This is a genomic window from Aliikangiella aequoris, assembly GCF_053709105.1.
The window spans coordinates 1816668-1842334 of record NZ_CM132298.1 but is presented as its reverse complement, the minus strand read 5'-3'; the positions used below and the strand labels follow the sequence as shown (position 1 = coordinate 1842334).

The 25667-nt window shown below is 39.7% G+C and carries 27 protein-coding genes and 1 pseudogene; 6 read left to right on the top strand and 22 right to left on the bottom strand.

The window, feature by feature from the left end:
• Window positions 1-27: 27 nt before the first annotated feature.
• Both ACUR5C_RS08020 and ACUR5C_RS08015 read right to left on the bottom strand, forming a co-directional pair.
• Complete coding sequence (locus ACUR5C_RS08020) at window positions 28-1113, bottom strand: AI-2E family transporter (RefSeq protein WP_454467834.1); 1086 nt, start codon at window positions 1111-1113, stop codon at window positions 28-30.
• Between the two features lie 16 nt (window positions 1114-1129).
• Window positions 1130-1408, bottom strand: a complete 279-nt coding sequence (locus tag ACUR5C_RS08015; RefSeq protein ID WP_454467833.1) for a sulfurtransferase TusA family protein — start codon at window positions 1406-1408, stop codon at window positions 1130-1132.
• Window positions 1409-1506: 98 nt separating this feature from the next.
• On the opposite strand from ACUR5C_RS08015, the gene ACUR5C_RS08010 reads away from it, so the two are divergent.
• Window positions 1507-2946 carry a beta-barrel assembly-enhancing protease gene (locus ACUR5C_RS08010; RefSeq protein WP_454467832.1) on the top strand — a complete coding sequence of 480 codons (1440 nt, stop codon included), beginning with the start codon at window positions 1507-1509 and terminating at the stop codon, window positions 2944-2946.
• Between the two features lie 23 nt (window positions 2947-2969).
• Window positions 2970-3686 (top strand): uracil-DNA glycosylase, encoded by a 717-nt coding sequence (ung, locus tag ACUR5C_RS08005; RefSeq protein WP_454467831.1) that lies wholly within the window; start codon window positions 2970-2972, stop codon window positions 3684-3686.
• A 2-nt stretch (window positions 3687-3688) separates the two neighbouring features.
• Here the strand turns inward: ung and ACUR5C_RS08000 are convergent, their stop codons facing one another.
• The 5 genes from ACUR5C_RS08000 to ACUR5C_RS07980 form a co-directional block, all read right to left on the bottom strand.
• Complete coding sequence (locus ACUR5C_RS08000) at window positions 3689-4207, bottom strand: hypothetical protein (RefSeq protein WP_454467830.1); 519 nt, start codon at window positions 4205-4207, stop codon at window positions 3689-3691.
• A 154-nt stretch (window positions 4208-4361) separates the two neighbouring features.
• Window positions 4362-5093: a tRNA (adenosine(37)-N6)-threonylcarbamoyltransferase complex dimerization subunit type 1 TsaB gene (gene tsaB / locus ACUR5C_RS07995; protein ID WP_454467829.1), complete on the bottom strand. Its 732-nt coding sequence runs from the start codon at window positions 5091-5093 to the stop codon at window positions 4362-4364.
• A 12-nt stretch (window positions 5094-5105) separates the two neighbouring features.
• Window positions 5106-7109 carry a DNA repair helicase YoaA gene (gene yoaA, locus ACUR5C_RS07990; RefSeq protein ID WP_454467828.1) on the bottom strand — a complete coding sequence of 668 codons (2004 nt, stop codon included), beginning with the start codon at window positions 7107-7109 and terminating at the stop codon, window positions 5106-5108.
• Window positions 7106-7573: a hypothetical protein gene (locus tag ACUR5C_RS07985; RefSeq protein ID WP_454467827.1), complete on the bottom strand. Its 468-nt coding sequence runs from the start codon at window positions 7571-7573 to the stop codon at window positions 7106-7108. The genes yoaA and ACUR5C_RS07985 overlap by 4 nt, the downstream gene beginning before the upstream one ends.
• 109 nt (window positions 7574-7682) lie before the next feature.
• The gene (locus ACUR5C_RS07980; protein ID WP_454467826.1) at window positions 7683-8027 is read right to left on the bottom strand and encodes a hypothetical protein; all 345 of its coding nucleotides are present in this window, start codon (window positions 8025-8027) and stop codon (window positions 7683-7685) included.
• Window positions 8028-8266: 239 nt separating this feature from the next.
• On the opposite strand from ACUR5C_RS07980, the gene lon reads away from it, so the two are divergent.
• Entirely contained in the window at window positions 8267-10633 is a 2367-nt protein-coding gene (gene lon, locus ACUR5C_RS07975) for an endopeptidase La (RefSeq protein ID WP_454467825.1), read from the top strand.
• A 128-nt stretch (window positions 10634-10761) separates the two neighbouring features.
• On the opposite strand, the gene adk is transcribed toward lon, so the two are convergent.
• The 11 genes from adk to ACUR5C_RS07920 form a co-directional block, all read right to left on the bottom strand.
• Window positions 10762-11415: an adenylate kinase gene (gene adk / locus ACUR5C_RS07970; RefSeq protein ID WP_454467824.1), complete on the bottom strand. Its 654-nt coding sequence runs from the start codon at window positions 11413-11415 to the stop codon at window positions 10762-10764.
• A gap of 495 nt (window positions 11416-11910) precedes the next feature.
• A complete protein-coding gene (locus ACUR5C_RS07965) occupies window positions 11911-13038 on the bottom strand; it encodes an FG-GAP repeat domain-containing protein (RefSeq protein ID WP_454467823.1) in 1128 nt (375 codons plus the stop codon).
• Window positions 13039-14021: 983 nt separating this feature from the next.
• Window positions 14022-14405, bottom strand: a complete 384-nt coding sequence (locus ACUR5C_RS07960) for a hypothetical protein (protein WP_454467822.1) — start codon at window positions 14403-14405, stop codon at window positions 14022-14024.
• 62 nt (window positions 14406-14467) lie between these two features.
• Complete coding sequence (locus tag ACUR5C_RS07955; protein ID WP_454467821.1) at window positions 14468-14917, bottom strand: DMP19 family protein; 450 nt, start codon at window positions 14915-14917, stop codon at window positions 14468-14470.
• Window positions 14918-15009: 92 nt separating this feature from the next.
• Window positions 15010-15333: a DUF6966 domain-containing protein gene (locus ACUR5C_RS07950; RefSeq protein ID WP_454467820.1), complete on the bottom strand. Its 324-nt coding sequence runs from the start codon at window positions 15331-15333 to the stop codon at window positions 15010-15012.
• Between the two features lie 76 nt (window positions 15334-15409).
• On the bottom strand, window positions 15410-15784 hold the full coding sequence (locus ACUR5C_RS07945; protein WP_454466298.1) for a hypothetical protein: 375 nt from the start codon (window positions 15782-15784) through the stop codon (window positions 15410-15412).
• 69 nt (window positions 15785-15853) lie between these two features.
• Window positions 15854-16240, bottom strand: a complete 387-nt coding sequence (locus ACUR5C_RS07940; protein WP_454467819.1) for a hypothetical protein — start codon at window positions 16238-16240, stop codon at window positions 15854-15856.
• Window positions 16241-16316: 76 nt separating this feature from the next.
• Window positions 16317-16643: an EF-Tu C-terminal domain-related protein gene (locus tag ACUR5C_RS07935; RefSeq protein WP_454467818.1), complete on the bottom strand. Its 327-nt coding sequence runs from the start codon at window positions 16641-16643 to the stop codon at window positions 16317-16319.
• An 81-nt stretch (window positions 16644-16724) separates the two neighbouring features.
• On the bottom strand, window positions 16725-17048 hold the full coding sequence (locus ACUR5C_RS07930; RefSeq protein ID WP_454467817.1) for a hypothetical protein: 324 nt from the start codon (window positions 17046-17048) through the stop codon (window positions 16725-16727).
• 72 nt (window positions 17049-17120) lie between these two features.
• Entirely contained in the window at window positions 17121-17348 is a 228-nt protein-coding gene (locus ACUR5C_RS07925) for a hypothetical protein (RefSeq protein WP_454467816.1), read from the bottom strand.
• Window positions 17349-18172: 824 nt separating this feature from the next.
• Window positions 18173-18514, bottom strand: a complete 342-nt coding sequence (locus tag ACUR5C_RS07920) for a hypothetical protein (protein ID WP_454466302.1) — start codon at window positions 18512-18514, stop codon at window positions 18173-18175.
• 362 nt (window positions 18515-18876) lie between these two features.
• On the opposite strand from ACUR5C_RS07920, the pseudogene ACUR5C_RS07915 reads away from it, so the two are divergent.
• Both ACUR5C_RS07915 and trhA read left to right on the top strand, forming a co-directional pair.
• Window positions 18877-19044: pseudogene (locus ACUR5C_RS07915) on the top strand (phage integrase N-terminal SAM-like domain-containing protein); the annotation flags it as partial.
• A gap of 52 nt (window positions 19045-19096) precedes the next feature.
• Window positions 19097-19744, top strand: a complete 648-nt coding sequence (gene trhA, locus ACUR5C_RS07910) for a PAQR family membrane homeostasis protein TrhA (RefSeq protein ID WP_454467815.1) — start codon at window positions 19097-19099, stop codon at window positions 19742-19744.
• 47 nt (window positions 19745-19791) lie between these two features.
• Here trhA and ACUR5C_RS07905 read toward each other — a convergent pair whose 3' ends face one another.
• The 3 genes from ACUR5C_RS07905 to ACUR5C_RS07895 all read right to left on the bottom strand — a co-directional run bounded on the left by ACUR5C_RS07905 (window position 19792) and on the right by ACUR5C_RS07895 (window position 24533).
• Window positions 19792-22056, bottom strand: a complete 2265-nt coding sequence (locus tag ACUR5C_RS07905; RefSeq protein ID WP_454467814.1) for a TonB-dependent receptor — start codon at window positions 22054-22056, stop codon at window positions 19792-19794.
• An 87-nt stretch (window positions 22057-22143) separates the two neighbouring features.
• On the bottom strand, window positions 22144-23388 hold the full coding sequence (locus ACUR5C_RS07900) for a cyclic di-GMP phosphodiesterase (RefSeq protein ID WP_454467813.1): 1245 nt from the start codon (window positions 23386-23388) through the stop codon (window positions 22144-22146).
• A gap of 599 nt (window positions 23389-23987) precedes the next feature.
• Window positions 23988-24533 (bottom strand): hypothetical protein, encoded by a 546-nt coding sequence (locus ACUR5C_RS07895; protein WP_454467812.1) that lies wholly within the window; start codon window positions 24531-24533, stop codon window positions 23988-23990.
• A 94-nt stretch (window positions 24534-24627) separates the two neighbouring features.
• Here ACUR5C_RS07895 and ACUR5C_RS07890 point away from each other — a divergent pair, with 94 nt between their 5' ends.
• Window positions 24628-25230 carry a tRNA-uridine aminocarboxypropyltransferase gene (locus tag ACUR5C_RS07890; RefSeq protein ID WP_454467811.1) on the top strand — a complete coding sequence of 201 codons (603 nt, stop codon included), beginning with the start codon at window positions 24628-24630 and terminating at the stop codon, window positions 25228-25230.
• Here ACUR5C_RS07890 and ACUR5C_RS07885 read toward each other — a convergent pair.
• A complete protein-coding gene (locus ACUR5C_RS07885; RefSeq protein WP_454467810.1) occupies window positions 25227-25523 on the bottom strand; it encodes a hypothetical protein in 297 nt (98 codons plus the stop codon). The two genes, ACUR5C_RS07890 and ACUR5C_RS07885, sit on opposite strands and share 4 nt — an antisense overlap.
• Between the last annotated feature and the right edge of the window lie 144 nt (window positions 25524-25667).

The window sequence follows — 25667 nt, the reverse complement described above, 5'->3', positions numbered from 1 at the left end:
TTAAATAAACTTACCCAGTCACCTAGTTTAAGTTATATCTGAATCAACTTCTAAAAGCGTGCTAGATTTTGCTTCATCTAATGCACTAATTACTGCGACTACTAAAGTGGCTAAGGGTATCGCAAAAAACACTCCCCAAAAGCCCCAGATGCCGCCAAAAAATAATACCGCAGCAATGATTGCCACAGGGTGAAGGTTGTTTGCTTCAGAAAACAACAAAGGTACCAGTAGATTGCCGTCAATGGCTTGAATAACCAAGTAAGTCAGCATTAAATAAGCAAATGTTTCACTAAACCCGAATTGAATAACCCCGACCAAAGCAACCGGTATTGTCACTAAAGTAGCGCCAACATAAGGCACTAAAACGGAAAAGCCCACTAGCACCCCAAGTAACAACGCATAGTTAAGCCCAAAAATCATAAAACTAATGTAACTAGCAACACCAACGATAATTATTTCTAGCACCTTGCCGCGAGCATAGGCACCAATTTGTGCATCAACTTCTACCCATACACGGGTAGAAAGCTCTCTTTCTTGAGGCAACCAGCGTAAGAACCAATCGAGTATTTTTTGCTTATCTTTTAGGAAGAAAAAAACTAATAGCGGCACCAAAATCATATAGATTAAAACCGAAACAATGTTTTTAAACGAAGCCAGTGAAAATGACAATAAAACATCACCAATATTAGAAAACCCTCCCCCTAACTGATGCAAAAAGTCATCTAAACGTTGCTTAGTAATTAACTCCGGATATTGTTCTGGTAGCGAAACTAGTAAACTTTTAAATTGGTTAGTCATTTGCGGTAGGTCTTTAAATAATGTTTCTAGCTGTTTACCCGCTAAAGGAAAGATTCCAATAATCACGGTTAAGCTTAATGCTAAGAAGCCTAAAAACACCAACACAACCGCAATGAGTCGAGCCATGCCTTTACGTTGCAGCGCAGACACGGCCCACTCTAACAAATAGGCAATCACTACCGCGACTAACACCGGCATAATAATTGGCCCAATTAACCATAAACCAATAAATATAAATGAGAGCAATAATGTTAAAATAACTGCCTGTGGGTTTGAGAAGTTTCGTCTAAACCAACGTACGAACAATTTGGTCATTAATTAGCCTATTAAGTTAATTTTTGGTAATCCAATAAATAAAATAGTTTGCTTGTTTAGCTATTTTCAATTGATGTGACGTTTGCCCAATATAGGCTTTAAAGTCTCTTAAAGAAGCCGGATCTGAGACTTCAACTCTCAGTGTTTGCCCCTGCGCTAACGGCTTTAACGCTTGCTTCATTTTAAGTAACGGCATGGGACATTGATAGCTTTTTAAGTCAACAGCTAAGTCATACGGAGCCTCACCACTAATCTCTTCAACTTGTGAATTTCGCTGGTTTTCTGAGCCTTGCATAAGTGTTAAACTAAATTTTGCAAATTAATAAGAACTAATCATACTGAAAGGTTTCTTATAAGCAATATAAAACTGTTAAAGAATGGTGAGAAATTATTTTGTACCGATTATTAATCGTGAGTTTAGTTGCTTTTTTAGCCTATTCAAGCGCTAACTTTGCCGTTGAACTACCCAATATGGGCAGTAGCTCATCCAAAGTGTTTGGCCTAGCCGAAGAACAAGCGGTTGGAGACGACTATATGCGTCAGTTGCGCGCCTTTGCGCCAATTATGCACGATGCAGAAGTGAACGACTATATTCAAGACTTAGGCTTTAAACTGGTTGAGCAAAATATTAATGCACAAGATCGGCAGTTTTCATTTTTTGTAATTCGAAATAAAGCTTTAAATGCCTTTGCCTTACCTGGCGGATACATTGGGGTTCATTCTGGTCTTATTGTTCAGTCTGATACCGAAAGTGAGCTTGCGTCTGTACTTGGTCATGAGGTTGCTCACGTAACTCAACGACACTTAGCGAGACGCCTTGAACTGCAAAGCCAATTAGCTATTCCAACATTAGCTGCTTTTGCTGCGGCTATTCTTATTGGGGTAGCGTCTGACAACGCAGATATAGGGCAAGCCGGATTGATCGGTGGACAAAGCATGGCTCAACAAGCAATGATTAATCATACACGCTCTAATGAAGCAGAAGCCGATAGAATCGGCATTGAAAGCTTATATCAAGCCGGTTTTGATCCAATGGGAGCCATTACTTTTTTTGAAAAAATGCAGGCTAAAACTCAGTATTATGCAGCGATACCGGAATTTTTAAGAACTCATCCACTGTCTCGCTCAAGGATTACAGATGCCCGCTTACGTGCGCGTCAGTACCCTTCAAGATCAGTCGAAAGCTCGCCGAGGTATTGGCTTATTAAAGAAAAGATCAACGCAATTACCATGTCGTTAACACCAGAGACTTTAAATTCGGCTCGGGTTAACTATGAAAGCGGCAAGTTAAAGCTTCCGGCCCAACAATATGGATATGCCATTTTATTAACTCGCGCCAAAAAATTTGATCAAGCCAACAGTATCCTAAGCGAACTCGCTAAAAATGATCCTAAACAAGCTTCATATGCCATTGCTTTGGCTCAGTTAAATTTACAAACAGAAACACCACACAAATCTATTCCAACGATAAAATCGTTACTTAGCCACACACCTACAAGCCATGCCCTTGTAGAAACGCTTGCTCAACTTTATATGGCAAACGACGAACACGATAAAGCACGTAAATTGCTACTTGAAAATATTCATATGGCGAGCAATGCCCCACACTTACTTAAGCATTTATCCGAAGCCCAATTAGGCAGCGGCCACCATTCTGAAGTTTATGAAACCGAGGGCAATTATTTATTGGCTATGGGAGATCTCGGCGGCGCCAGAATTCAGTTTGAGCAAGCACTGAATATTCATACCAATGACCCTTACGCTAGAGCTAGAATAAACGCTCAAATTAATAAAATTAGAGAATATCTAAGACAACGATCACTGCGCCGTTAAAAGTCATAATAAGAGAAACCTCAATGCCTTTAATGCAATGCCCTATTTGGCATAAACTTTACCAGCAAGAAGCTGAAAAAGCCTATTTTAAAACGCTTCAAGCTGAGTTAAAGGATTTACAAGATGCCGGACAAACCATCTATCCCCCAGCAGAACTACGCTTTAACGCGCTACAAAAAACGGCCTTTAAAGACACTAAGGTAGTGATTATTGGCCAAGATCCTTATCACGGCCCAAACCAAGCTCATGGTTTAAGTTTTTCAGTCAATTTTGGCGTAAAAGTTCCCCCTAGTTTAAAAAACATTTATAAAGAGCTACTTCATAGTTTAACCATTCAACCTGCAGAACACGGTAATTTAACCCATTGGGCAGAACAAGGAGTGCTTTTATTAAATAGCGTCTTGACGGTTACCCAAGGTAAGCCTCAGTCTCACCAAAAATTAGGCTGGGAAAATTTTACTAATTCAATTATTGAAACTTTAAATCAAAAAACACAAAGTATTGTGTACTTATTATGGGGCAAGTCTGCGCAACAAAAACAACGCTACATTGATGCCAAAAAACACAAAGTATTAACCGCGGTGCACCCTTCTCCACTGTCTGCTCACCGAGGCTTTATAGGTTGTGAGCATTTTAAGTTAGCTAATCAACATCTTGAAGCGCAAAATATTAAGCCTATCGACTGGCAACTTCCGCTAGCACCAGCTAATAAGCAGCAACAAATCAAACTGTTTAATTAATCTTAGGCAAGAATATCAATGCCAACTAATTGTGAGACTTCTTGGCGCTGTAAAATAGCGGCTGTTGCTTGATAAGACTGGATTGAGCTCGGGAGCCTTGCATTCAAGGTAATGGTAGCCGAGCGATCAAAATTAGCATTACGACTAATGTTGCTATTTTCTTGGCCAGCTAGTGTAAAGCTATCTTGTTTAGCATTGAAGCCTGTTTGGCTTGGCGAGCTATTTAAGCGATTAACTTGTACCTGCAAGTCATCGGTATTTGTGGTGGGTCGATCGTTAAGCCGAGTTATTGGCTTAGATTTTGGCCGTTCATAAACTAAGTTGCTTTGCAGTTGACGACTTTTTATAAAGTCTTGCTGACTTATTGGACTAGCAATTGATCTTGAAATTGTGTCACTAACAGAGGTGGGTTGGGTAGTCTCCTTAACTAGATCAGCTTTAACCGGTTTAACCGCGGCAACGTTTCGATTAACGCTACTTTGTTGGGTAATGTTTAACGTTGGCGGATTAATAATGTTCATTGCATAATTGATCTAGATTTTATTAACAGCTCTTGATTAGTTGGTCGTGATTAATGGTTGTTTTTTATTACTTTTAGTACATTAAGCGTTAAATATAAGTTTATATCGCCCTTAGCGAAAATCTGTTTTAAAGCTAAACACTCACTATTATAGTCTATTTTTTAACCGTTTTCTTATGCGCGACATTATTTCGCAAATAAACCGGTTGTAGTGCTTCTGGCTCGCTCACTAACCCGGAATTAAAGGCTTCTTGGGCTAAAGCTAAAGAGTACTTAGCATTTGGAAATTGGTCGCAGACTAACGCAGTTTCCCAATCAATACCCAAGGCGTGAGTTTGTTGTTTAAGCGCTTCTGGATACGCCTGCCACCCACTGCCGACTAACTTGGCCGAGCCTAGATTGAAATCGAGATCAGCCAATTTTGCTTCTAAGTCTAATTGATTTGGCGCTACCACTATTTCATCGCCCAATAATGTCGCTAAACCATGATTAGATTGCAGATAAATACCAAAATATATTTCACCCATGCGAGCATCGATTGCGGCTAGCACCAGTTGACACTCGCCGCTTTGCGCCATAACTGAATTAGCCATGCTTGCCAAACTAGAGATAGCGATAGTTGGAATATTAGCGCCAAACGCAAGCCCTTGAGCAACTGAAACCCCTATTCGTATTCCGGTAAATGCGCCAGGCCCCACATGACAGGCTATTGCATCTAACTGCTTTAGTGTTAAACCAGCTTGCGTTAAAACGTCATCGACAAACGGCAATAATAATTGGGCGTGTTGGCGTGGTACAACTTGATAGCGTGAAAATTGCTCATTGTCGGTCAATAATGCTGCTGAGCAAGCCTCTGTTGAAGCATCAATACAAAGTATATTCGGCATTTTTATCTTCTTTTAATTTGCGTCGTTAGCGGTCGGGTCGATCTCAGAATCACTTTTAGCCATTATATCAGTCAAAAATTTAACCACCAATGATTCTTCTCTGGTTCTACGCATATCGGGTAACGAATTGATAAAGACTTCAGCGTAAGGCTTGCTAACCAGCCTAGGATCGCCAATGCAGACCACTCCCCTGTCGGTAACACTTCTAATTAATCGTCCGCAGCCTTGCTTTAAAGTTAAAACGGCTTCTGGAATTTGTAACTGCATAAACGGATTACCCCCATTATGTTTACATAAATTCATTTTGGCATTTAAAATGGGATCGTCTGGCGGGGCAAAAGGCAGCTTGTCGATAATCACTAAAATCAAATTATCGCCACTCACATCTACGCCCTCCCAAAAGGAGCCTGTTGCCAATAATACACTGCCTGGGTTTGCTTCAAACTGATTTAACAGTTCTAATTTGCTTGCCTCACCTTGAACCAAGCAGTCAAATAGCTGTTGCTCTTTAAACCACTCAGCGGCAACTTTAAGGGCTCTGTGGCTGGTAAATAGTAAAAATGTTCTCCCTTGCGCCGCGCAGATTAGTGGCAAAGCGGCCTGAATAACTGCGGTGGTATGGCGCGGATCTCGTGGCGACGGTAAATCTCTTGGCACATAGAGAAGGCTTTGTTGTTGATAATCAAAAGAAGACGGCAAACATAAAGTTTCTGCCGACTGCCAACCTAACGCCTGTTGATAATGAGAGAACGACTCACCAACGGTTAAAGTAGCTGAAGTTAATATCCAGCTAGAATTATCATATCGCTGTTTACTTGCTTGAAATAAACTCGCAATATCAAGTGGCGTAGTATTTAACCGAAATCCACTTTTCATTGTTTCGTACCATTTAACATTGGCTAATGCTTTCGCTCTGTCTTCACTGCTAGGATTACTCGACTGTGCCTGCCCAGTTAAAAAACGCTCGACCGTGCTACGCATACCAATTAACCGCTCAAAGCAAGATTCTAGCACTTTAGTTCTAGTAGAATTAACTTTAACTAGATTGAATAAAGTATTGATATTGTTAGATAATTCAATTAATGCTTTCTCTCTGATCGAATTTGGCCGCCAGTCTTCTTTAATGTCAAACTCGGGCAGTGCCAACCTAAAGTCCTTTGCGCTTTTTGCTAAGCGTTGCGCTTGCAGCATTAAATCTCGACAGTCAGTCACTTGAGTGCGGTACTCGAGTTCTAGCTCTTGGCACAACTCCGTTATTTGGCGGCTAGAGATTGAATCACCGTAAAATTGATAGGCCGTTTGAACAATATGGTGCGCCTCATCAATGACAAAAACATCTGTGTCGGGCAATAATTCGCCAAACCCGTCTTCTTTGAGCACTAAATCAGCCAATAATAAATGGTGGTTTACGACTAAAATCTTAGCTTTCTTAGCTCTTTCTCTTGCGCTAGCAACAAAACACTTTTCAATAAATGGACAATCTTGGCCTAAACAGTTTTCTGCGGTGCTTGTAATGTAAGGCAATATGGTGGCATTTTCTGGCAGTGGTGAAAGCTCGCCTAAATCGCCACTGGTGGTCTTATCACGCCAATGATTAACTAAGTTAAGATGCTTAACCGCTGCAGGATCAGGCAGTCGCCCCGAGGCCATGGTTGATTCTAAACGGTAATCACATAAATAATTATTTCTACCTTTTAACAGAGCAGTTAAAGGCTGTTTATTCAATATTTTTAAGATGCTTGGTAGGTCGCGCTTAAATAATTGTTCTTGAAGATTTTTAGTACCAGTAGAAATGACAACTTGTTTATCGGATAAAATAGCGGGTAATAAATAAGCAAAGGTCTTACCTACCCCTGTCCCGGCTTCAACAATTAAGTCATTTCCGTCATTAATCGCTTTGTTAACGGCCATTGACATGGTTTGTTGCTCTTTTCGCGGCTTAAAATTAGCTTTACCTTGCGCAAAAGGCCCTTCACTGCCAAGCAGTTCAAATACTTCCTGTTGACTGATACTCAAACTTCATTCGTCCATACCAGTTGACCAATGGCTTTATATTTTGCCACGGTCATTGAGCCACGTTTGTCTTTGGGCATTTTATCGAGCTCTTGTTCAATCACTTTTCTATCTATTTTAAAAATTTGAATGGGCTGATAGACGGCATCATAAGTCACCATTAACAAATGTTCCCAATCTCCATCTAAGCTTAGCTGACCTAATTTTTGACGCGCTTTACCGCCTTTAAAAATAACTCGACCTTTAATTAGGTATTTTTCTTGGGTGTCGTCACTATCTACTGCGTCGACACCGGCAACTCCGTCTAATTTGGTTAAATTTAACTTATCTATTGCATCAAACCGAGCTAACTCTGCAGTCACTGGCAGCGCATGACCCGTAGACTGTCGATAGTCTGCAGCTAACATGCGAGTTTGCTCCATTAATAGAGCAATATCGTAGGTTGAATTAGAAACGGTTGAAGTCACTTAGCTTTACTAATTTTGATAATAATTAGTTAATTATAGCGACTCGTTTGTTTTATTAATAGTCTCACGCCTAGCTATGGATCTGCGGCGGTGAAAGTTAGTTAATTAACTAAACCTTAATGTCGATGTGATTAGCGCGCTTTTTATGACCACTTTCATCATATGTGTCATCGGGAGGTATAGCGGTTTCTAAAGCTGAGTCAACTTTAGCGTTCTTTTTGCTGAGTGTTTTGTCTTGCTTTGGCTCATCTTGCTTAGAAGTCACCGGCTGTTTAGGAGGCTTTTTTTGCTGCTGTGCTTCATTTTGCTGAGATTGAGAGTTTTTTTGATTATCTTTGTTAGACGCGATTACATGTTCAGGCGCATCGACACTATTCACTGAGCGTGAATTAGATTTAGTCTTCAGTGGAGTAACACCACCACTGGGTTTGCTGACTTCTCCTATGTTTACCAAGTTTAACGCCCTATTTTCAGTTGATGAAATTAGCAGTCTTATAATCTATCTATCGGCTAAAGAATGGCCAATTTTAATCTAGTTTAGAGATTGTCACAAATTCCTCGTTAATTGCGCCGATTCCTCGCTTTCTATGTTGCTAGTAATTGCTATACTTAAGCCATATTTAGCTTATAAACATTTAACTCAATCTCAATTCAATTATTCGATTGATTAAGAGCAGAAGGAATATTGTCCCAATGGATAACACTGAAAATAGAATTGAAAAGATTAAAAATTCTGCAAAAGACGTTAAGTACTTACCACAAGAAATTTGTTTATTGCCCATAAGCGAACGGCCTTTTTTTCCGCCGCAAACTCTACCTATTTTAATGAACGAAGATAGCTGGCGAGACACCATTGAGTTTATCAACGAAGAGCAAGACAATATTACAGGGCTGGTCTTAGTTAAAAATCCTTTGCCAGAAGACGCTAAGCCGGAAGAATTTTATGAAGTAGGCACTTTAGTAAAAATCCATCATCCCGTACTCTCAAGCGGAAAAGTGCAGTTTATCGCTGAAGGACTGCAACGCTTTAGAATTAAAAAATGGGTAAGTAAAACGCCTCCTTATATTGTTCAAGTAGAATACCCTAACGAACCTAAGTATCGCGGTACAGATGAACTAAAAGCCTATGCAGTGGCAATTATTAATACCTTAAAAGAGCTTGTACCTCTCAACCCGCTTTATTCAGAAGAATTACGCTTTTTCCTAAACCGCTTTGATCCTAATGAGCCATCTCAGTTAACTGACTTTGCCGCGAGTGTAACCACCTCTACCCGCGAGGCATTACAAGAAGTTTTAGAAACCGTTCACCTAAAGCGTCGCATGGAGAAAGTGTTAGTTCTAATTAAAAAAGAGTTAGAAGTCGCCCAGCTGCAAAAGAATATTCAAGATCAGGTAGAGGAAACGTTAAGTGAACATCAACGTCGATTCTTTTTACGCGAGCAATTAAAAGCAATTCAAAAGGAATTAGGAATTGCCAAAGATGACAAAACCGCCGACATGGAGCGTTTTGAAAAAAATATTCGCGATAAAATCTTACCCGAAGCAGCGAAAACAAAATTTTATGAAGAGTTAGACAAGCTCGCTATTTTAGAATCTGGTTCGCCAGAATATGCAGTAACACGAAACTACCTAGAAGTCTTTTCAAAGCTTCCGTGGGGTATTTATACAGAAGACAATCTAAAACTGCGCTCGGCGCGCAAATCACTGGATAAAGAACATGCTGGTTTAAATGACGTAAAAGAACGAATTATTGAGTTTTTAGCGCTTGCCTCGATAAAAAATGAACTCTCTGGCTCAATTTTATTATTGGTAGGCCCTCCTGGGGTAGGTAAAACCTCAATTGGTCGTTCTATTGCAGGTGCGTTAAAACGAAAGTTTTTCCGATTCTCTGTCGGCGGCATGCGGGACGAAGCCGAAATAAAAGGTCACAGACGAACCTATATCGGAGCTATGCCAGGCAAAATTATTCAAGCTTTAAATGAGACTGAGTCTTCTAATCCGGTAATTATGCTAGATGAAATTGATAAAATTGGGAACAGTTACCAAGGAGATCCCTCCTCTGCTCTACTCGAGGTGCTAGATCCAGAACAAAATTCGCAATTTTTAGATCATTATTTAGATGCCCGCTGCGATTTATCGAAAGTGTTATTTATTTGTACTGCAAACCAGCTGGACACGATTCCGCGCCCCTTAGTCGATCGCATGGAAATCATTCGTCTTAGCGGGTACATTTTAGAAGAAAAGCTACAAATAGCGCAAAACCACTTATGGCCTAAACAATTAGAACGCGCCGGTATAGCCAAATCAAGAATTAAGCTAACGCTTTCTGCTCTCAAGCTATTAATAGACGGCTATGCACGCGAAGCTGGCGTGAGAAACCTTGATAAGTTATTAGCCAAAATAATACGTAAATGTGCGGTAGATATTGTTACCAATAAAACCAAACGATTAAGTATTAACAAAGATAATTTGGCTAAATATATTGGTATGCCTATATTCACCAGAGAGTCTTTATTATCCGGCGTTGGCATATGTACTGGCTTAGCTTGGACTTCCTTAGGCGGCGTCACGCTAAGTATTGAAGCAGCAAAAATTCATAGTAGTTCGCGTGGTTTCAAATTGACGGGGCAACTAGGCGCAGTCATGAAAGAGTCTGCTGATATCGCCTATAGCTACATCGCCGCCCACCTTGAACAATATGGCGCCGACAAAGAAGCGATGGATAAGCAATATTTGCATCTTCATGTACCCGAAGGTGCTACCCCTAAAGACGGACCAAGCGCGGGGATCACAATGGCAAGCGCAATATTAAGCTTAGTTTTAAATAAAAATGTAAAGGCTAAATTTGCAATGACAGGCGAGCTTACTTTGAGCGGCAGCGTGCTTCCAGTAGGCGGAATAAGAGAGAAAGTCATTGCCGCTAAACGCGAAGGAATTAATAATATAATCTTACCTAAAGCTGTTGAAAGCCGTTATTTAAAACTACCCAAACATATTAAACAAGGCTTAAAAGTTCATTTTGTTGCTCACTATAATGAAGTGTATAAACTACTATTTTAACCGCTAACAAAGAGCTAAAAAGCCGACTTTATTCAGGGCGAAGCCACTGCAAACAAAAAAGCCGCGAATCTACGCGGCTTTTTTTATACTTAACTTTCTTTAAAATCGATTTAAAGTTAATTAAATAATTAGCTTAAACTGTCTAAAATTTGTTGCTTAATATCGTCTAAACTACCAACGCCAGCTACAGTTACATATTTAGGCGCTTTGGCTTCACCAGTTTTTGCCCAATCAGAGTAATAGGCAATTAATGGCTTGGTTTGACTATGATATATTTTTAATCGATCTTTCACTGTCTCTTCAGTGTCGTCTGGGCGCTGCACTAAGTCTTCGCCAGTTTCATCATCAACCCCTTCTTTTGCAGGAGGGTTATACACTAGATGGTAAGTTCGCCCTGAGCCAGGATGCACTCTGCGCCCGCTCAGGCGTTTAATAATTTCTTCGTCAGCCACATCAATTTCAACAACGTAATCAACGTCTATTCCATTTTCTTTCATTGCATCTGCTTGAGGAATTGTTCGTGGAAAGCCGTCAAGCAAATAACCGTTTTCACAGTCAGACTCGGCAACTCGCTCTTTAACTAAGCCAATAATGATTTCATCGGAAATAAGTTTGCCTTCATCCATGACCTTTTTAGCTTGTTGGCCTAATGGCGTGCCTGCCTTAACAGCGGCTCTTAACATGTCGCCGGTTGAAATTTGAGGAATGTTGTATTTCTCCTTTATAAACTGGGCTTGTGTGCCTTTACCTGCACCAGGAGCGCCAAGAAGGATGATACGCATTATGATCTCCAAAAATATTGATTGCTTTGTGATTGAATACTCATTATAGACAGCTCTTGGAAGAGTGAAAACCTAAATCCACTGGAATCTAAGGTTTTATTCATTTTTCTCACTTAATTTTGTTCGTTTGTATAAAAATTAAGCAGTTAGATTGGGTTTACGTGTCTAATTCAAGTAATCAAGACTCATTTCTAACTAAAGTACGAAAAAGTTGCTTGGTGTTAACACTAAATTGTACAAAGAGCTTGACCTAACCGTACAATTCTCTATTTTCAGAGTGCTATAATCGGGCATAACCAATTTTCATTCGACCAGCAAAAGCTGTCATAAAGGAGACATTGAAGATTTGTGAATAATGCTGCTAATTTGCTTCCCAAAATCGGACGCTCAACGCCGTTTTAAGCGGCAAATTACAGTTGGCTAAAATAAGTGGGGCACGAACAAAGAGCCAACTGTTATTTTTCCGACTTGAAAACCCTTGTTATAAGGCGACTGTCACTCTTTTTTACTGATATACACAGCCGCTAATTTAGTATTACCATCTGCTACTATAAGATCGCTTTTACCATCTTTATTTAGATCAGCTAATGCAACTCCCCAAGGGTTTGGAATACTTGGCAATTTGAAACTAAAAGCTTCAATTTTAGTCTTTCCACCAAAAACAGCATATAATTCTCCAGACCAATTACTAACCAATGCGTCTTTAAGACCGTCGCCATCAATATCTCCAATGGCTATTTGTTTTGCCCCTGTTGCCGTTTTGATTTCTGTTTTATTTTTTTCTAGGAAATTTCCATCCCCATCACCGGGAATTATAGTGATTAAGCGACCACTAGAAGCAACGATTAAATCTATCTTACCATCACCATTCATTTCAGCTAGTTCAACAGCAAACGGAGCATCATATGGTGCAAGCGTTTTCAAATTAAATGACAGCTTATTTGAACTAGTGTTAGTAGCTATCCCTATTTCACGTTGGTTCGGTGTCACTATATCTAATAACTCGTCCGCGTTTATATCGTTAATTGCAAATCCTCTGTAAGGGTCTCCACCAGTGTCAATAAGCGTACTTACTGATTCGAACCGTCCGTTATTCTGCCCTTTATAAAAACGTAATCCATTATGAGTACGGCTGTCCACAATGAGATCAACTTTACTATCACCATCGAGGTCTTCTAATCGAACGAGATGTGGATGCGGTGATAAATCAGTTTTAAAAACAGAATGAGACTTTGTTTTAAAGTCACCCTTTCCATCACCAAAAAGCAAGGTAACATACGATGTTTCATGATTAGCTATGGCGACATCGACATTTCCATCATCATTGATATCCGACACAGCTATGCCGGTAGGGTTTTCACCAACAGGGAAACGACCTACCTCAAGTAAATCACCATTTCCATTCCCTTTAAAAGTGATAATATTATTGTCAGAGTAATTTGCAACAATAACATCTAAATTGCCATCTGAATCAAAATCACAAACTGATATAGAGGGTTGGCCTGACCCAACGTTTAGCAATGAGTGCGAATAAGTTGTGACGTCTATTGCGTTCGCTCTAGGTTGGTAAAAACAACTTAATGAATTGATAAGAAAAAATAGCGCAATCTTAGATTTATTCATGCATCACCTGAGTTTGATTAGCCTTATAACGCCAAGCGCAGTCGCAAATTGCGTAGCGCAGTTTTTTGTCGAATGCCGCGATTGGTTAGGTTTTTTCCTCGTAGTACAGTCGAGGCTCCAATTTTCCCTTACATTCGCAGCGCGATTTTCTTGAGTCGTGGCATGGAAGTTTGCACTTCGAACAAACTCGATAGTCAAAACCGCTGGACTCATCGAGCAGATTTGAACCCATGTAATTTCGCCCAAGTAACTGATAAACCTGAATGACAATAAAACCAATCACAAAGATTTTAAATGCCACAAAAGACCAATCACTTACGAGCGATCCCGGCGGATGAAACTTAGTTCCGAATATAAGCACCATTGGAGTAACCACCAATGCAGCAAGGAAACCGAAAGTAACAGGCCACTTTGGGTTAAAGGCTTTGCTCCACCGTTCTCTCTTAATGTTACGAATTTCTTCCGCAGATCTCCGGATATACATTTGCAAACCTAACTATTTAGCATTTATGTTGAACATCAGTCCGTTCAATATAAATGCCTGTTGGACTGTGCCGCGCTGGCACAGAAGTTAATACTTTATTAATGGGTTTTGTTAGCTAAGTGAGAAGGCCGATTGAACCGTGTGAGGCGGGCTATTCGTTTTTGCATCCTTTCTTGGCGAATTTATTCCATCAATAATGTCTATTTATGCTGCCTAAGATGCCATGTTTTTTGTGTGAGCGCAAGCGAGCCCCCACAGAAGTTAACTGCGTCTAAAAACGCGTGCGCCCTGCTGTTAATCCGTCAACCTGGCTGCCAGAACCATCGGACCATCGTCCCTATAAAGCACCAATGATGCTCACCGCATTGGGGACAAGCCGTCGGCTCGGTGATTTTTGTCTTTTCTGTGACCAGCGCTGGGAAAAAGTTGTGGGTGTCCCCGTTTTTGTTATGAATTGTAACGAAAGAGTCAGTCATACTTTATGAACCATAACGCATCGTTAAGAAGCGCCGTTGTTTGCGTCTTTTTTCAACGACTTGTTAAGGTTTTCTCTAGCACGTACAAAGTTAAATACTAGAGCTGCTATAAATCCAATTAATATTCCTACTGGATTCAAGGCGATTGGAATACCTCCCAATAAACCTCCCAAAAGTAAATACACTACAGGTTTGTCCCAATTCAGGCCTACTAATGCGAGGTGCATTGGTACTGCAATAATAGCAACGAATGTCAGGACAAAAGCCAACACTAAAACCAAGAAACCAATTGGGCTAGATAGAGGAGTTCCAACCCTAAAATAGTATTCAATTGTAAAGTACAACACATACGTCACTGAAGCAGTTATCGCTGAAAACAAAAAAGCTATAGCTGTGTGCTTATTCATTTCTACCTTAACGCCAAGCTGAGTCGAATGCGTCTTTCTGCATTTCGATTTCCTGCGTATGGTTACATGTTCTGTTCATAATACTCACAAACTGCCTGCTCAATCTTCTCTTTACCTTCACCATAAAATGAACACTCTATTTCGTCAATGAAAGGTAGGTAGTCTTCATTCGTATTTCCCTCTTCGTCTTCCATTTCGAAATACTTAGACAAGAATGCTTCTCTCTCATCTGTATTCTTGTGCGGGGTCGATTCAGGAAATAAGGAAACTACTCGCTTTATTCCACCTGAATGCTCAGTTAGTCCTACTCGTTCATATGCATCAGCCAGCATGTCGGCTCTAACACCGCATACCATATCCATCTCGAATAGAAAGCGAAAACCACCATTAAGAATTGGATAAAACGCAGCCAATACACTTATTATTGTTCGCTCAGGTTCAGGCACCTCAACGATTGGAGTTTCGGCTTGTTCGTACCTCTGTGTTCTCTCTAATAGCTCATCTAAATTCATGGAATGGTATAGCCGACTCTATTGACATGTAACGCTTGTTTAATTTGTGAGTTGAGCTTGCGAAACGATTCAAATTCAAACCCTGGTTATGTCTATCCAATTTCATGATTTTGTTTGATGTAGTTTGCAATATCATAAGCAGATGAACGCAAGCGAGCTAATTTGTCATTGCTCTTGGCGGCGCCATCCTTCCATTTAAACTTCCCATCAATCATTTGCTGACCGATAATCAGATCATTGAATGATCCCATGCCCCCATAAGCATTAAGTAAATGCTCTACCCCTGAGTAGTCCGAGTTTTGCAATCTACGTTTGGATGATTCCATCCATGCGGACCAATGACTCTCTTGGTCCTGCTTTAGAAGAGTAACCATCTTATCCAATATATCGATCAGTTCTTTAGTTTTTGAGGCCATAATTTTGTGACATAAGGCTCAATTCAAAAATTCAGGCGTTTTCTGCCTTAATATTTTGCAATTTCTGGTTAGGTTTTTATCTTCCATAAAAAACAGGAAGTACTTTAACTTCATAGCTCTTCGCATAAACATGCCACTCTATATCTACATCGTCTGTAATGATATAGAGGTTATATTCATCATCCTGATAGTTCGTCTCTATTTTGTCATTCAAAACTGCAGGATCTGCAAGCTTCACTTGAACAGGAGCCATTAACCAAGAAAGAGGTAGATTCAAAATATCGACACATTCAAATGTTAACTCAATTTCGCCATCATCTAAAGATCCAGTATCACCACAGAATTTGATTCCTAGAGACCCTCCCTCGCTGTGCTCGGTGACAGTTAAACGCTCGATAACACCAGGGCCTTCCAACTTGCTCAAATATTTGTTTAGTTCTGTGAGTTCCATTCGTAAACCTAACGCCAAGCGCAGTCGCAAAATTGCGTAGCGCTGTTTTTTGTCGAATGCCGCAACTGGTTAGTTGCCATACGCATCCATCCTAGAAATAGTAAAAGCTATGTTTTCGCCCACGACTCTTTCGTCACTAGTGTCTATAGGTGCTTCAAACTCTGTAAATCCAACGTCAACCATTACTTCAGGAGTAATTCGATTTACAACACCGTACACTCTATAGCTCCAACCGCCTTGATGCTCCAGTTCTTTCTTCCCGTCCGGATTTCCAGAAAACATGGACTCCCATGTTTCTTCTTCAAAGTGCAAGCCTGCAGTCAGCTCAACATCAACCTCTTCACCAGAACTGTATCGTTCTCCACCGAATTCATCCATGGCGCAAATCTTCATACCAGCTATCTCTAGCTCTGCCTGAAGATATTCGCCTTCTGTTTTTATAAATGTGGCTTTCATAATTTAGGACAACTAACGCCAAAATAAATTGAGCGTTTTTGTCGCTTCAATTTTCATTGTCTTGTTATGTGATTGACTAATCATCATTGTTTGCCGATTGCTCCAATTCTAGGATGTTCTTAATCACACCTTTACCTACCGTACGACTTCCTTCACGAATTAAGAACTCCATCCCAACATGCACTTTCCCGAAATGCTCCTTAGGACTCAAAAAACCAAGATATGCACGAACAGTATCTCCGGGATTAACTTGCTCTACATCAGGATAAATATGTGCCGCATCCCAATCTTGGTCCTCGTAGTAAAATTGAGGGCGATAGTTACTATAAGCTGGAGTTGTTCTTCCACCTTCTTCTGAAGTTAGAAAATATATCTCTGCTTCGATGTCTCTAGGTATCGGCATAGCCCTTAACTCACATAACGCCTCAATAACCGGCGCGCTTTTTGCGCGTCCGGCGCCGAAGGCGCGTAGTTAATTGACTTGTTATGTACCATTTACTACCGCCATGGCACGTTTATAATTTTCTTTGTCCACTTCTGTTGCATCCGGCCAAGGCTGCTCTAGCAACCACGCTGGGACAGGAATTTTAAGCTCAACCGATGTCAGAACAATGTAATACATTACATGCGTATCGGAAGGGTCCATTGCATTTAGCTCGAGAGCCAGCTTCCGAGCCTTTTTGAGCTCGCCATCTACCAGAGCAGACTCACACTCACTCAATAGTTGGTTCCATTTTCTCGCTACATCCTCTGCTGTCGAAGCCAAAGGAATGAATAACAACATTAAGGTAACAAGTAGCTTGTTCATATTTGTACATAACGCTGGGTTGTGCGGCAGTGAACGAGTGCGCGAGTGAGCTGTCGCGACACCAACCGCTTGTTAGGTTGCGACATACCAGGAATCAAATAGTTTGCTTGCACTTTCGTCGATCTCCTTCCAGTTATGCAGGTGCTTCATGTGATAAAAATAAAACATACTATTTCCATTTGAGTGATATGTATATATTTTACAGATATCGTTTACAACCCCATGTTGACAGTTTATTGATATAGGGTGGCCACTCGAATCTTTACCATACAAAGTAAAACCTTCTGAGTTATTGTCCATGTACCCACTAAGGCCGTACTTATTTATTGGTTTTGAATTATCTAAAACCTCGTACTTCAACGCATTATTAAATCGATGTTTTGGCGAAGAACCTGTTCCTCCCCTCGTCGAGTAGAGTGTGATTTCAAGTTCGTCATCGTTGATTTGTAGTGAGCTCCTTTCAGCTTCATATGTCGGTATTAAAGCCGATATTGTAAGGTGTTCTAGAACCAAAGTACTTCTATTCGGTTGGCCGCCATAAAAATATTCAACTGGTATGATATATGTGTCTTTCCCAAGACTTACTTTCACTTCACGAAAATCAGCTTCAGATAAGATGGGCTTAGAGAAAGTATAAAGAACAATTGCTAATAGAATTAAAGCAATATTAATCAGAGTTGAATTTAACTTGAAAGTTCTCATAGCCACCTAACGCCGAGCAGAGTCGAATGCGCTTTCCTGCATTTCGATCTCCTGCGTATTGTTAAGTGCTGATAATTGCACCGTACTATAACCACTCATCATTCATGGCCTCCAGAAGTTCCTTGTTTAGTTCGTAATACTCACTTTCAGGTAGAACTGTATCTATATCGCATTTCGGACACATAGCTGTTTTACCAGGCCCACGAGGACAACTTTCTGGCTCTTCGATCCATTCTACAATTTCTGAAGGCGGAAATATTTCTAAGCAATTGAAGCAGCCACACATATTGCTGTTCATGATAGCTTTTTCGTGCCACCCACACTCTCCATGTATTTGCTTAAGGTCAAACTTCATGCTTTCCACTATATGCACTTAACGCCTCAAGCAGTTTTGCGTATTTCGCATATACTGCCTTGATTGGTTATACGACTTGCTCATGTTTAGCTCCACAATTAACGCACATTTTGGCTCTTGGCGTTCTTAGCAACTCGTTACACTGATTGCACTCAATGCCCCATTCACTGAGACGATGGTGATAAATCGTTTCGAAATGAACTCCAGGCATACCTGTGAGCTCCTCAAATTTTTCCATAGCTTCAGGTTTACAGTTTACCCTAGCAGTTTCCAAGTCGCACTGATGTTTCTCTCGATAATCTTTTATTGCCTGCATTGCATCACCCAACAACGGAGATACTTCATTCCATTCAGTCTCTTCTAAGAAAGGCATTATCCGATCACAGCGCCAACAAAAATATTCTTTCATTTGATTCTACGTATAACAGCTTATTCTATTCAGTAAATGTCAATAATACGCAAAAACACTTTGGTGTAGAAATATTTTTTTAAATTAAATCAAGAAGATAGAGCGATCACTTTGAAATCGCGTCGTTTTTATTTAACTTTTATTCGAATAATGTTCCATAGCATAAATAGGATATTCATTTTATATCAGTAACTTAGATAGCTTTCCTAGCGTAGTAAGAAAATAACCTTGACCGAAAGGTACTTGTGCAAGTAGTGCTTTTAGATATTCATTAATACAAGGAAGTAAAAATGAGTCAATCACAAAAACCAAGATTCATGTGGTTAGTTCGAACTAAAATTCGCGCTTGACACTATTTCTATCAAACTGAAAAAACTTATGTTCAATGGATTAAGCGGTTTATCCATTTTTACAACCTCAAACATCCGAAAGATATGGGAGCGGAGGAAGTTACAAATTTCCTGAGTCATAAAGTGACAACATTCTATCACTTATCGAAAATCAGAATTCAGTGTACACTTGTACACTGAACAAGTATAATCAAGTCCGACCAGTAGTAACCCAGCTAACGACTCAGATAAAATGCCCGCAAAGATTCCACCAACTTTAACGAGTTACTCGCCAATTGAAGAATCAATCAACGCTATTACCCACTTACTGGGCGCTATTTTAGCCATAATTGGCTTAATTGCCCTGCTAAGTAAAGCCGACTCAGTGGCTGCCTATGTTTCAGTTACAGTCTATAGCAGTTCTTTAATACTCATGTTTACAAGCTCTAGCTTGTACCATGGCATTCAAAACGAACACCTTAAAAAGCACTTAAAACTACTCGATCACATTGCAATTTATCTCTTAATAGCAGGTACTTATACACCAATCTTAATGTTAAAACTAACGGGTACAATTCAGCTAGTTTCGATGTTATTGATTTGGTTACTCGCTTTATTTGGGGTTGGCTTTAAACTGCTGGCGCGTCACAAATATCCCAGAGCTTCGCTACTCACCTATTTAGGTATGGGTTGGTTTGTGGTGGTTATCATTTACCCACTATTCCAGGTTCTGCACATTAATGGACTATGGTGGCTGTTAAGTGGTGGCGTTATGTTTAGCGTTGGAGCGGCTTTTTATGCCGCTAAATCAGTTCAATATACGCATGCTATTTGGCACTTATTTGTAATCGCCGGCTGTGCTTGTCATTACATTGCGGTCTACTTTTACGTTGTCACCTAAATTGTGTTTTGCGAAAAATGATTTAATTTACACCAAGGAACTTATCTTTAATTAAATCGACCTTGCAGCGAATAATAAATTGAGCGCCCTGCGCCAACAAAATAGCGATGATTTGAAAATGCATAGTCTGCTCTTTCAGCATAATTTTCATCGCTAGCATTCATGATTCTAATAACCGACTCCCAATGACGATTGTGTTGATACGCAGCTCTTAAATTAAATAATTTATGTCCTGCATATTTTTGTGTATTTTCGGGATTAGTGTAATAAGAGCTAAGCGAAATCAGCTCCAACTCAAGCGCGAGTTTAGGCTTGACCTGCCAACTCACTTGACTACTCGTTAACAGCCTTGGCGCTGTATCAATATCATTATGCTTTATTAAAACATTGTTACTTCCTTGTAAATTGGGGCTATTTTCATATAAGTGTTTTGCGTAACTTAAGTTCTGAGTAATTGACCATTGCTGATTAATGTTTAATCGCCATAAAGTCTCAAGGCCTTTGTGTGAAGTCTTGGCACCGCTGACAAACTCTCTATCCGAATTTTGGAATATCGAGTCACTTTTTCGCATATGAAAAATATTAACCTCGTAAAATAACCGAGGCGTAGACTTTCGATACCCGATTTCAACTGCGTCTGCCTTTACTGAGTTGGCAGCAGATATAGTCTGGTTATTTTGCAATCGATAAAGCTCTGTCGCTTGTGGGGCTCTAAATGCTCTATCAATTTTCACATAGGCTAAGCTATCTTTATTAGCTAAGTAACTAATGGCTGCACTTTGTGAAAAATTACTAAAACTGTCGGACCGGCTATCGGGTCGATTGTAGCGGCAGCCGCCAAAGCCACACAAAGTAGCGTCGTCACGAGTATTTCCGCTGAGCATGTTATTGCTATAATCGTAATCGATAAAGTCAAAACGCGCATTCAGATCAAGCTTCCAGTTTAAAGCCAATTGTTTTTCCCAGCGGCCATAAAGCGCCAAGTTAGACCCAAGCACCTTATAGTCATAGTGCTTTCCAACTGGCAAAGTTGCGTTTAAAAAAGCCGAGCCTGTGTTAGTTGGGCTAGATTGTGACTGGCGCAGTTTGGCATCGGTAAACTCAGTGTCAATCCCCCACCGAAGCTCACTAGAGTCAAAATATTGTTGCGCCTGCCACATCAAACCAAGACTCTGCTGTGAATTATTTTCTATGGGCTGCCCAGGAAGAAAGTGCATTAAAAATTCCATTTCGTTACTTCTAAAATAAGGCGTTAACTGCCACTGCACTCCATTATGAAAATAACCAGAAGCCTTACTTTGTAAATGAATTGAATGGGCTTTTCTATAGGCTTCAGGAAAATCATTACGAGTACGCATAGAGTCAAGTAAATAGGCATCTTTGCCCGCTTGCAAATATCCCGCAGTATTTTGATTTAAGTGAGTAAGATTTAATATGGAATCGAAACTAACTTGATCAGACTTAGTTAAATGGCGCAGCGTCGCTTTGTGTTGTTTATAGCCAGAATGGTCTTTCAAACCTCCGTCGTGCGTTAGGTTTAAATTAAACAGCAACCCGGCGTCGTCATTCATTTTAACAAAGGAAGTTTTAGCACGATAAAAGTGGTGTGGCCCAACCTCTAAATTGATTGAACGCCTATTTTTCTCTGGCTTTTGACTAATTATATTCATCACTGCATGAATCGCATTTGAGCCGTACAGAGCAGAATTAGCCCCCCTAACAACTTCAATCGCCTGCGCTTGTTCGGTATTCGCGTCAAATAATTGATTAACATTACAAAACCCTGGAGCTCTTAATGGCACACCATCTTGCAACATTAAAAACTCGCCACAGGAGCCTGGCCCAGTTAATACTGGAGAGCGAATTGCAGTTAAATGCTCTTGACCATTGCCTCGACTGATCCAAGCGCCAGGAATACGAACCAGTGCCTCATTAATATGCGAGTGATTTATTTTTTCGAGCAATTTTGCATCAAGTGCCGCGGTATTATTGGCGAGCTCAAGTAAACTTACCGCTCCTCTTTGCGCTGTAATGACCATCGTCGGCTCTGTTGTTTCTTGCGCCTCAAGTTGCGCTGAGTTAACCGCTTGGAGTTCATTTTGTTGTTCAGGTGAATGCGCTTTATTGAATGATTTAGATTTAACTTTTGGGGTTATTTCGGCTTTTTCTGCTTTTAATTGGACACTTAAACTCAGTAAAGAAAGTAATAAAAGAGATTGAAGTCTGACCGGATTTAACCGCTTATTAGCAATTTTAAACCAGTTACACGACTTTAAAATTAAGTGCCAAACAAGCTTTGGTGTGTGCGCCATATTGATTATATTTATCTGTCAATTAAGTTGAGCTGATTATAATAGTAATATGAGCCCAAACACCAGAGTCTTGCGAAGTAACCTAGATTAGCTCGACTTTAACCAGCGCGCATTCTTATTTAAATACTGCTCTAAGAAATATTCTAATTTTATCCCGTAGGCATTGTTTGGCAGTACTCTTACAACCTGCTGTGGTTTGCTACTGCTTTGAGCTTCATACTGTGCTAAATCAATAATTTCTTGAAAACATTGTTGTTTATTTTTATCTGTAATAATCATAAGCTTTGGTTTTAACTTATGCTTTTCATGGTTTTCTAAAACAATCCCAACCTCACCGCTATCTAGCTCAACTAATGAACCCACAGGCATTACCCCTATCCATTTCACGAACTTTGCAACGAGTTGACTATCAAATTTTTTGTCTCGGTTTTTATTAATTAATGCCAGAGCCTGACTCGCAGGAAATGCTGGCTTATGTGGTCGTTTGCTGGTTATTGCATCGTAAGCATCGGTAATAGCCACAATTTTTGCAAAAATGGAGACGCGGTCTTTGTGAATGTGTCTTGGGTAACCTTTTCCATCTTCTCTTTCATGATGTGACAAAGCCACCTCTTTGACAACATCACTCACCCCTTCAATGCGCTCTAGCAATTTATAACTTTCAACTGGATGCTGTCTAATTAATTTGACTTCCTGAGCATTTAGCTTATCTGTTTTATTTAATAAAGTTTCTGGAAGTAGTAATTGACCTATGTCGTGTAAAATAGCACTTGTTGCTAGCAGCCTTTGTTGTTTTTCATTTAAACCAATTGCTTTAGCAAAAGCAATTGACAATATGGCCACTCGAATAGGATGTTCTTCAATATAATAGCCACTATTTTTAATACCGCACAAAATCGGTAATGCCCATTCATTACGAGTTAAACTGGCAACCAGTTTGACACTAAGTGACTCAACGTTTTTTATACTGAATAATTGGCTACTTTTAATTTGGCTAACTAGCTGCCTATTTTCTTCACACGCTAATTTAAATAGGCTTAAAGCTTCAGGTAATTCCTGCTCAAATGTTAGTTTCTCGGTAACTTTTTCGACTTCTGGCTCAAGCTTCATATCTAATAAAAAATTCTCATAAGACTCTTTATCTTTGAAGTAGACGTACACAGAGTCACAAAAATTTTGAACTTGAGTTAATCGTTGTTTATCTTCAATAGTAAAGCCTTGAAATAAAAAAGGACTCCCTTCCCATGGCTGATCAAGCTCTCCTACAAACATACCTACTTTAAGATGTTCAACATCAACTTTTAATTGATATAAGCAATCATAATGATTCATACTTGCTGTCCTCCGTTACCACTCAACAAGCTAATTTAAATTGATGGGTTATATTTTATGAGCTAGATTGCGAAATATCATTTAAAGACTAACAGCAAGTTTAAATCTATTATGCAAAACTTAATCACTAGCTAAACTATGAACTAGCGCAAGTTTTTAAACAGAAAATACTGTATGCTAGTGTCGTTATTGCTCGCCAAACAAACCCTAGACATTAGCTAATCATTTTACAACGCGCTAATCAATCAGGGTAAACCACTAGTCGCTACAGCTTTTCACACCTATATTTAATTTGTCGCTTTTAACGCCTAAATTCAAAATTAAAAATTCAACATTCAAAGCAACCTAAATAAACTCAAATAGCGCCCACAAGCAAGCACACCAAACTAGTGAGAATTGGATTATTTAACATTTAAAAGCGTTGACTTAATTAAAGAATAAATGGCTGTTCTAAAGCTCAATGGTTCTAAAGCTCAATGGTTCTAAAGCTCAATGGTTCTAAAGTTCAATGGTTCTAAAACTCAATTTAGCGGCGCCACAGATTTAAAGCTTTACCCCAGAGCCGCCCTATATTAAACAAAGTGCTTTTTATTTTACCGCTAATTAATTGAGTCTAAAGTTGTTTTTAATTGTTTGAGTGCGTCAACACTAAAGCCTTGATCATAAAAGTAGCGTACGGTACCCGACTTATCTAATAAAATCACGCGCGCATTATTTGGGTTAGTGTTGCCTGTAAATTGCTGAAGTTGATCGCCATCTTCATAAACCGTAATGACACCTTTCCATAACGCTTTGGGAATTCCTTTACGCATACCATTATTGATCTGGGTTTTAAAAAATTGCGGGAACATACCTTGCAATGTTGGCAACTCATAAACGGGCAAGTCTGTATTGGTCATATCAAGCCCAATTAACCAGCGATCAATATCAAATTGCGAATTTTGCACAAAACCTAAAAGTAACAGCGTGTTTTCCTGTGCGAATAGGCTAGGAATTTGTTGATTTTCTCCTTCTAAAGAAACACCGCTAACCTCTGGAAAACTCTTCCCAACAACATTTTGATTAGGATATTTGCTAGTACACCCAGCAACTAGCATTAATAGTCCACTTACAATCGTTAGGTAGGGTAATAGGCTTTTTTTCATGTTTTGTTTTCTCTTTTATTTGCGTATATTTAAAGTTTATACGTTCTATTGGCAAAAATAGAGCAGCTAGTTAAATTGTCGAGTAAGTCCTTTAATGAAAAGAGAAAGCTGTAATCGATGCGAGCGGCCACTTATTTCCTGCTATTGCAGTGCCATTGTAGCTATTAAAGCCCCAATAAAGGTACTAATCTTACAGCATAGGCTTGAGTCCTCGCACCCATTCAATACGGCTAAAATGGCACAGTTATCTCTGACTAATTGCCAACTAGTTATCGAAAATGAAGTTAGCGTTCAAACACAGCATAGTTTATCAAACAATCATTCTGTCTTACTTTACCCAAATTTGACCTGGCTACCCGAAACGCCAATTATCACCAATAAGCATGATTTGAGTCATTATCAGAAAGATCACGGGAATATAAAGCAATTGGTCGTACTAGACGCGAACTGGCGTAAATCAAAAAGAATGCTGCATCAAAATGCTTGTTTACAAAACTTAACTCGGTTGAGCTTTAGCCACAATTTAGTCTCCAACTATCAAATTAGACGGAGCAAAATGGAAAACTCTCTGTCTACTATTGAAAGTATTGCTTTGGCGCTTCAATTATTTTCGCCTAATTTTTCTGCAGAGAGTCTTTTGGCGCCTTTTAACTTTATGGTAGAACAGCAAAAAGCGTTACAGCGTTTTAATCGTTAATTTTCAGCTTTAAGCATTGCCAGAACTTCGTCACTTTCGTCTGTTTGCGCAAGCACTTCTCGTATACGATTAAATGCTTCAGCGGCAATTTCGGCATGTGCGCCATAAGAGGTTAACTCTTTATATTTCCATCCAGCAGCAGCCAACACTTGCCATTTATACTCAATCCCTTTTTTACCCCCACCGCCAATCTCAATAATTGCAGTCTCAATTTGGATATGGGAAGGAGTTCCAGGGGTAAAGGTTAAAAAGTCATTGGGCTCAACAGGCTTAAACTTTAATTCCATAGTCATTTTTACTCTATATGCAAGATAGTGATTTTTTTAGGCTTTATTTAATACTAGCTTAAAATGGGTAATTCGACTGAATTTTTAAACTCCGAAGCGAAAAATCTCCGACGCGAAAAATGAAATGCCTCTTTGACGGCATATCTCAAA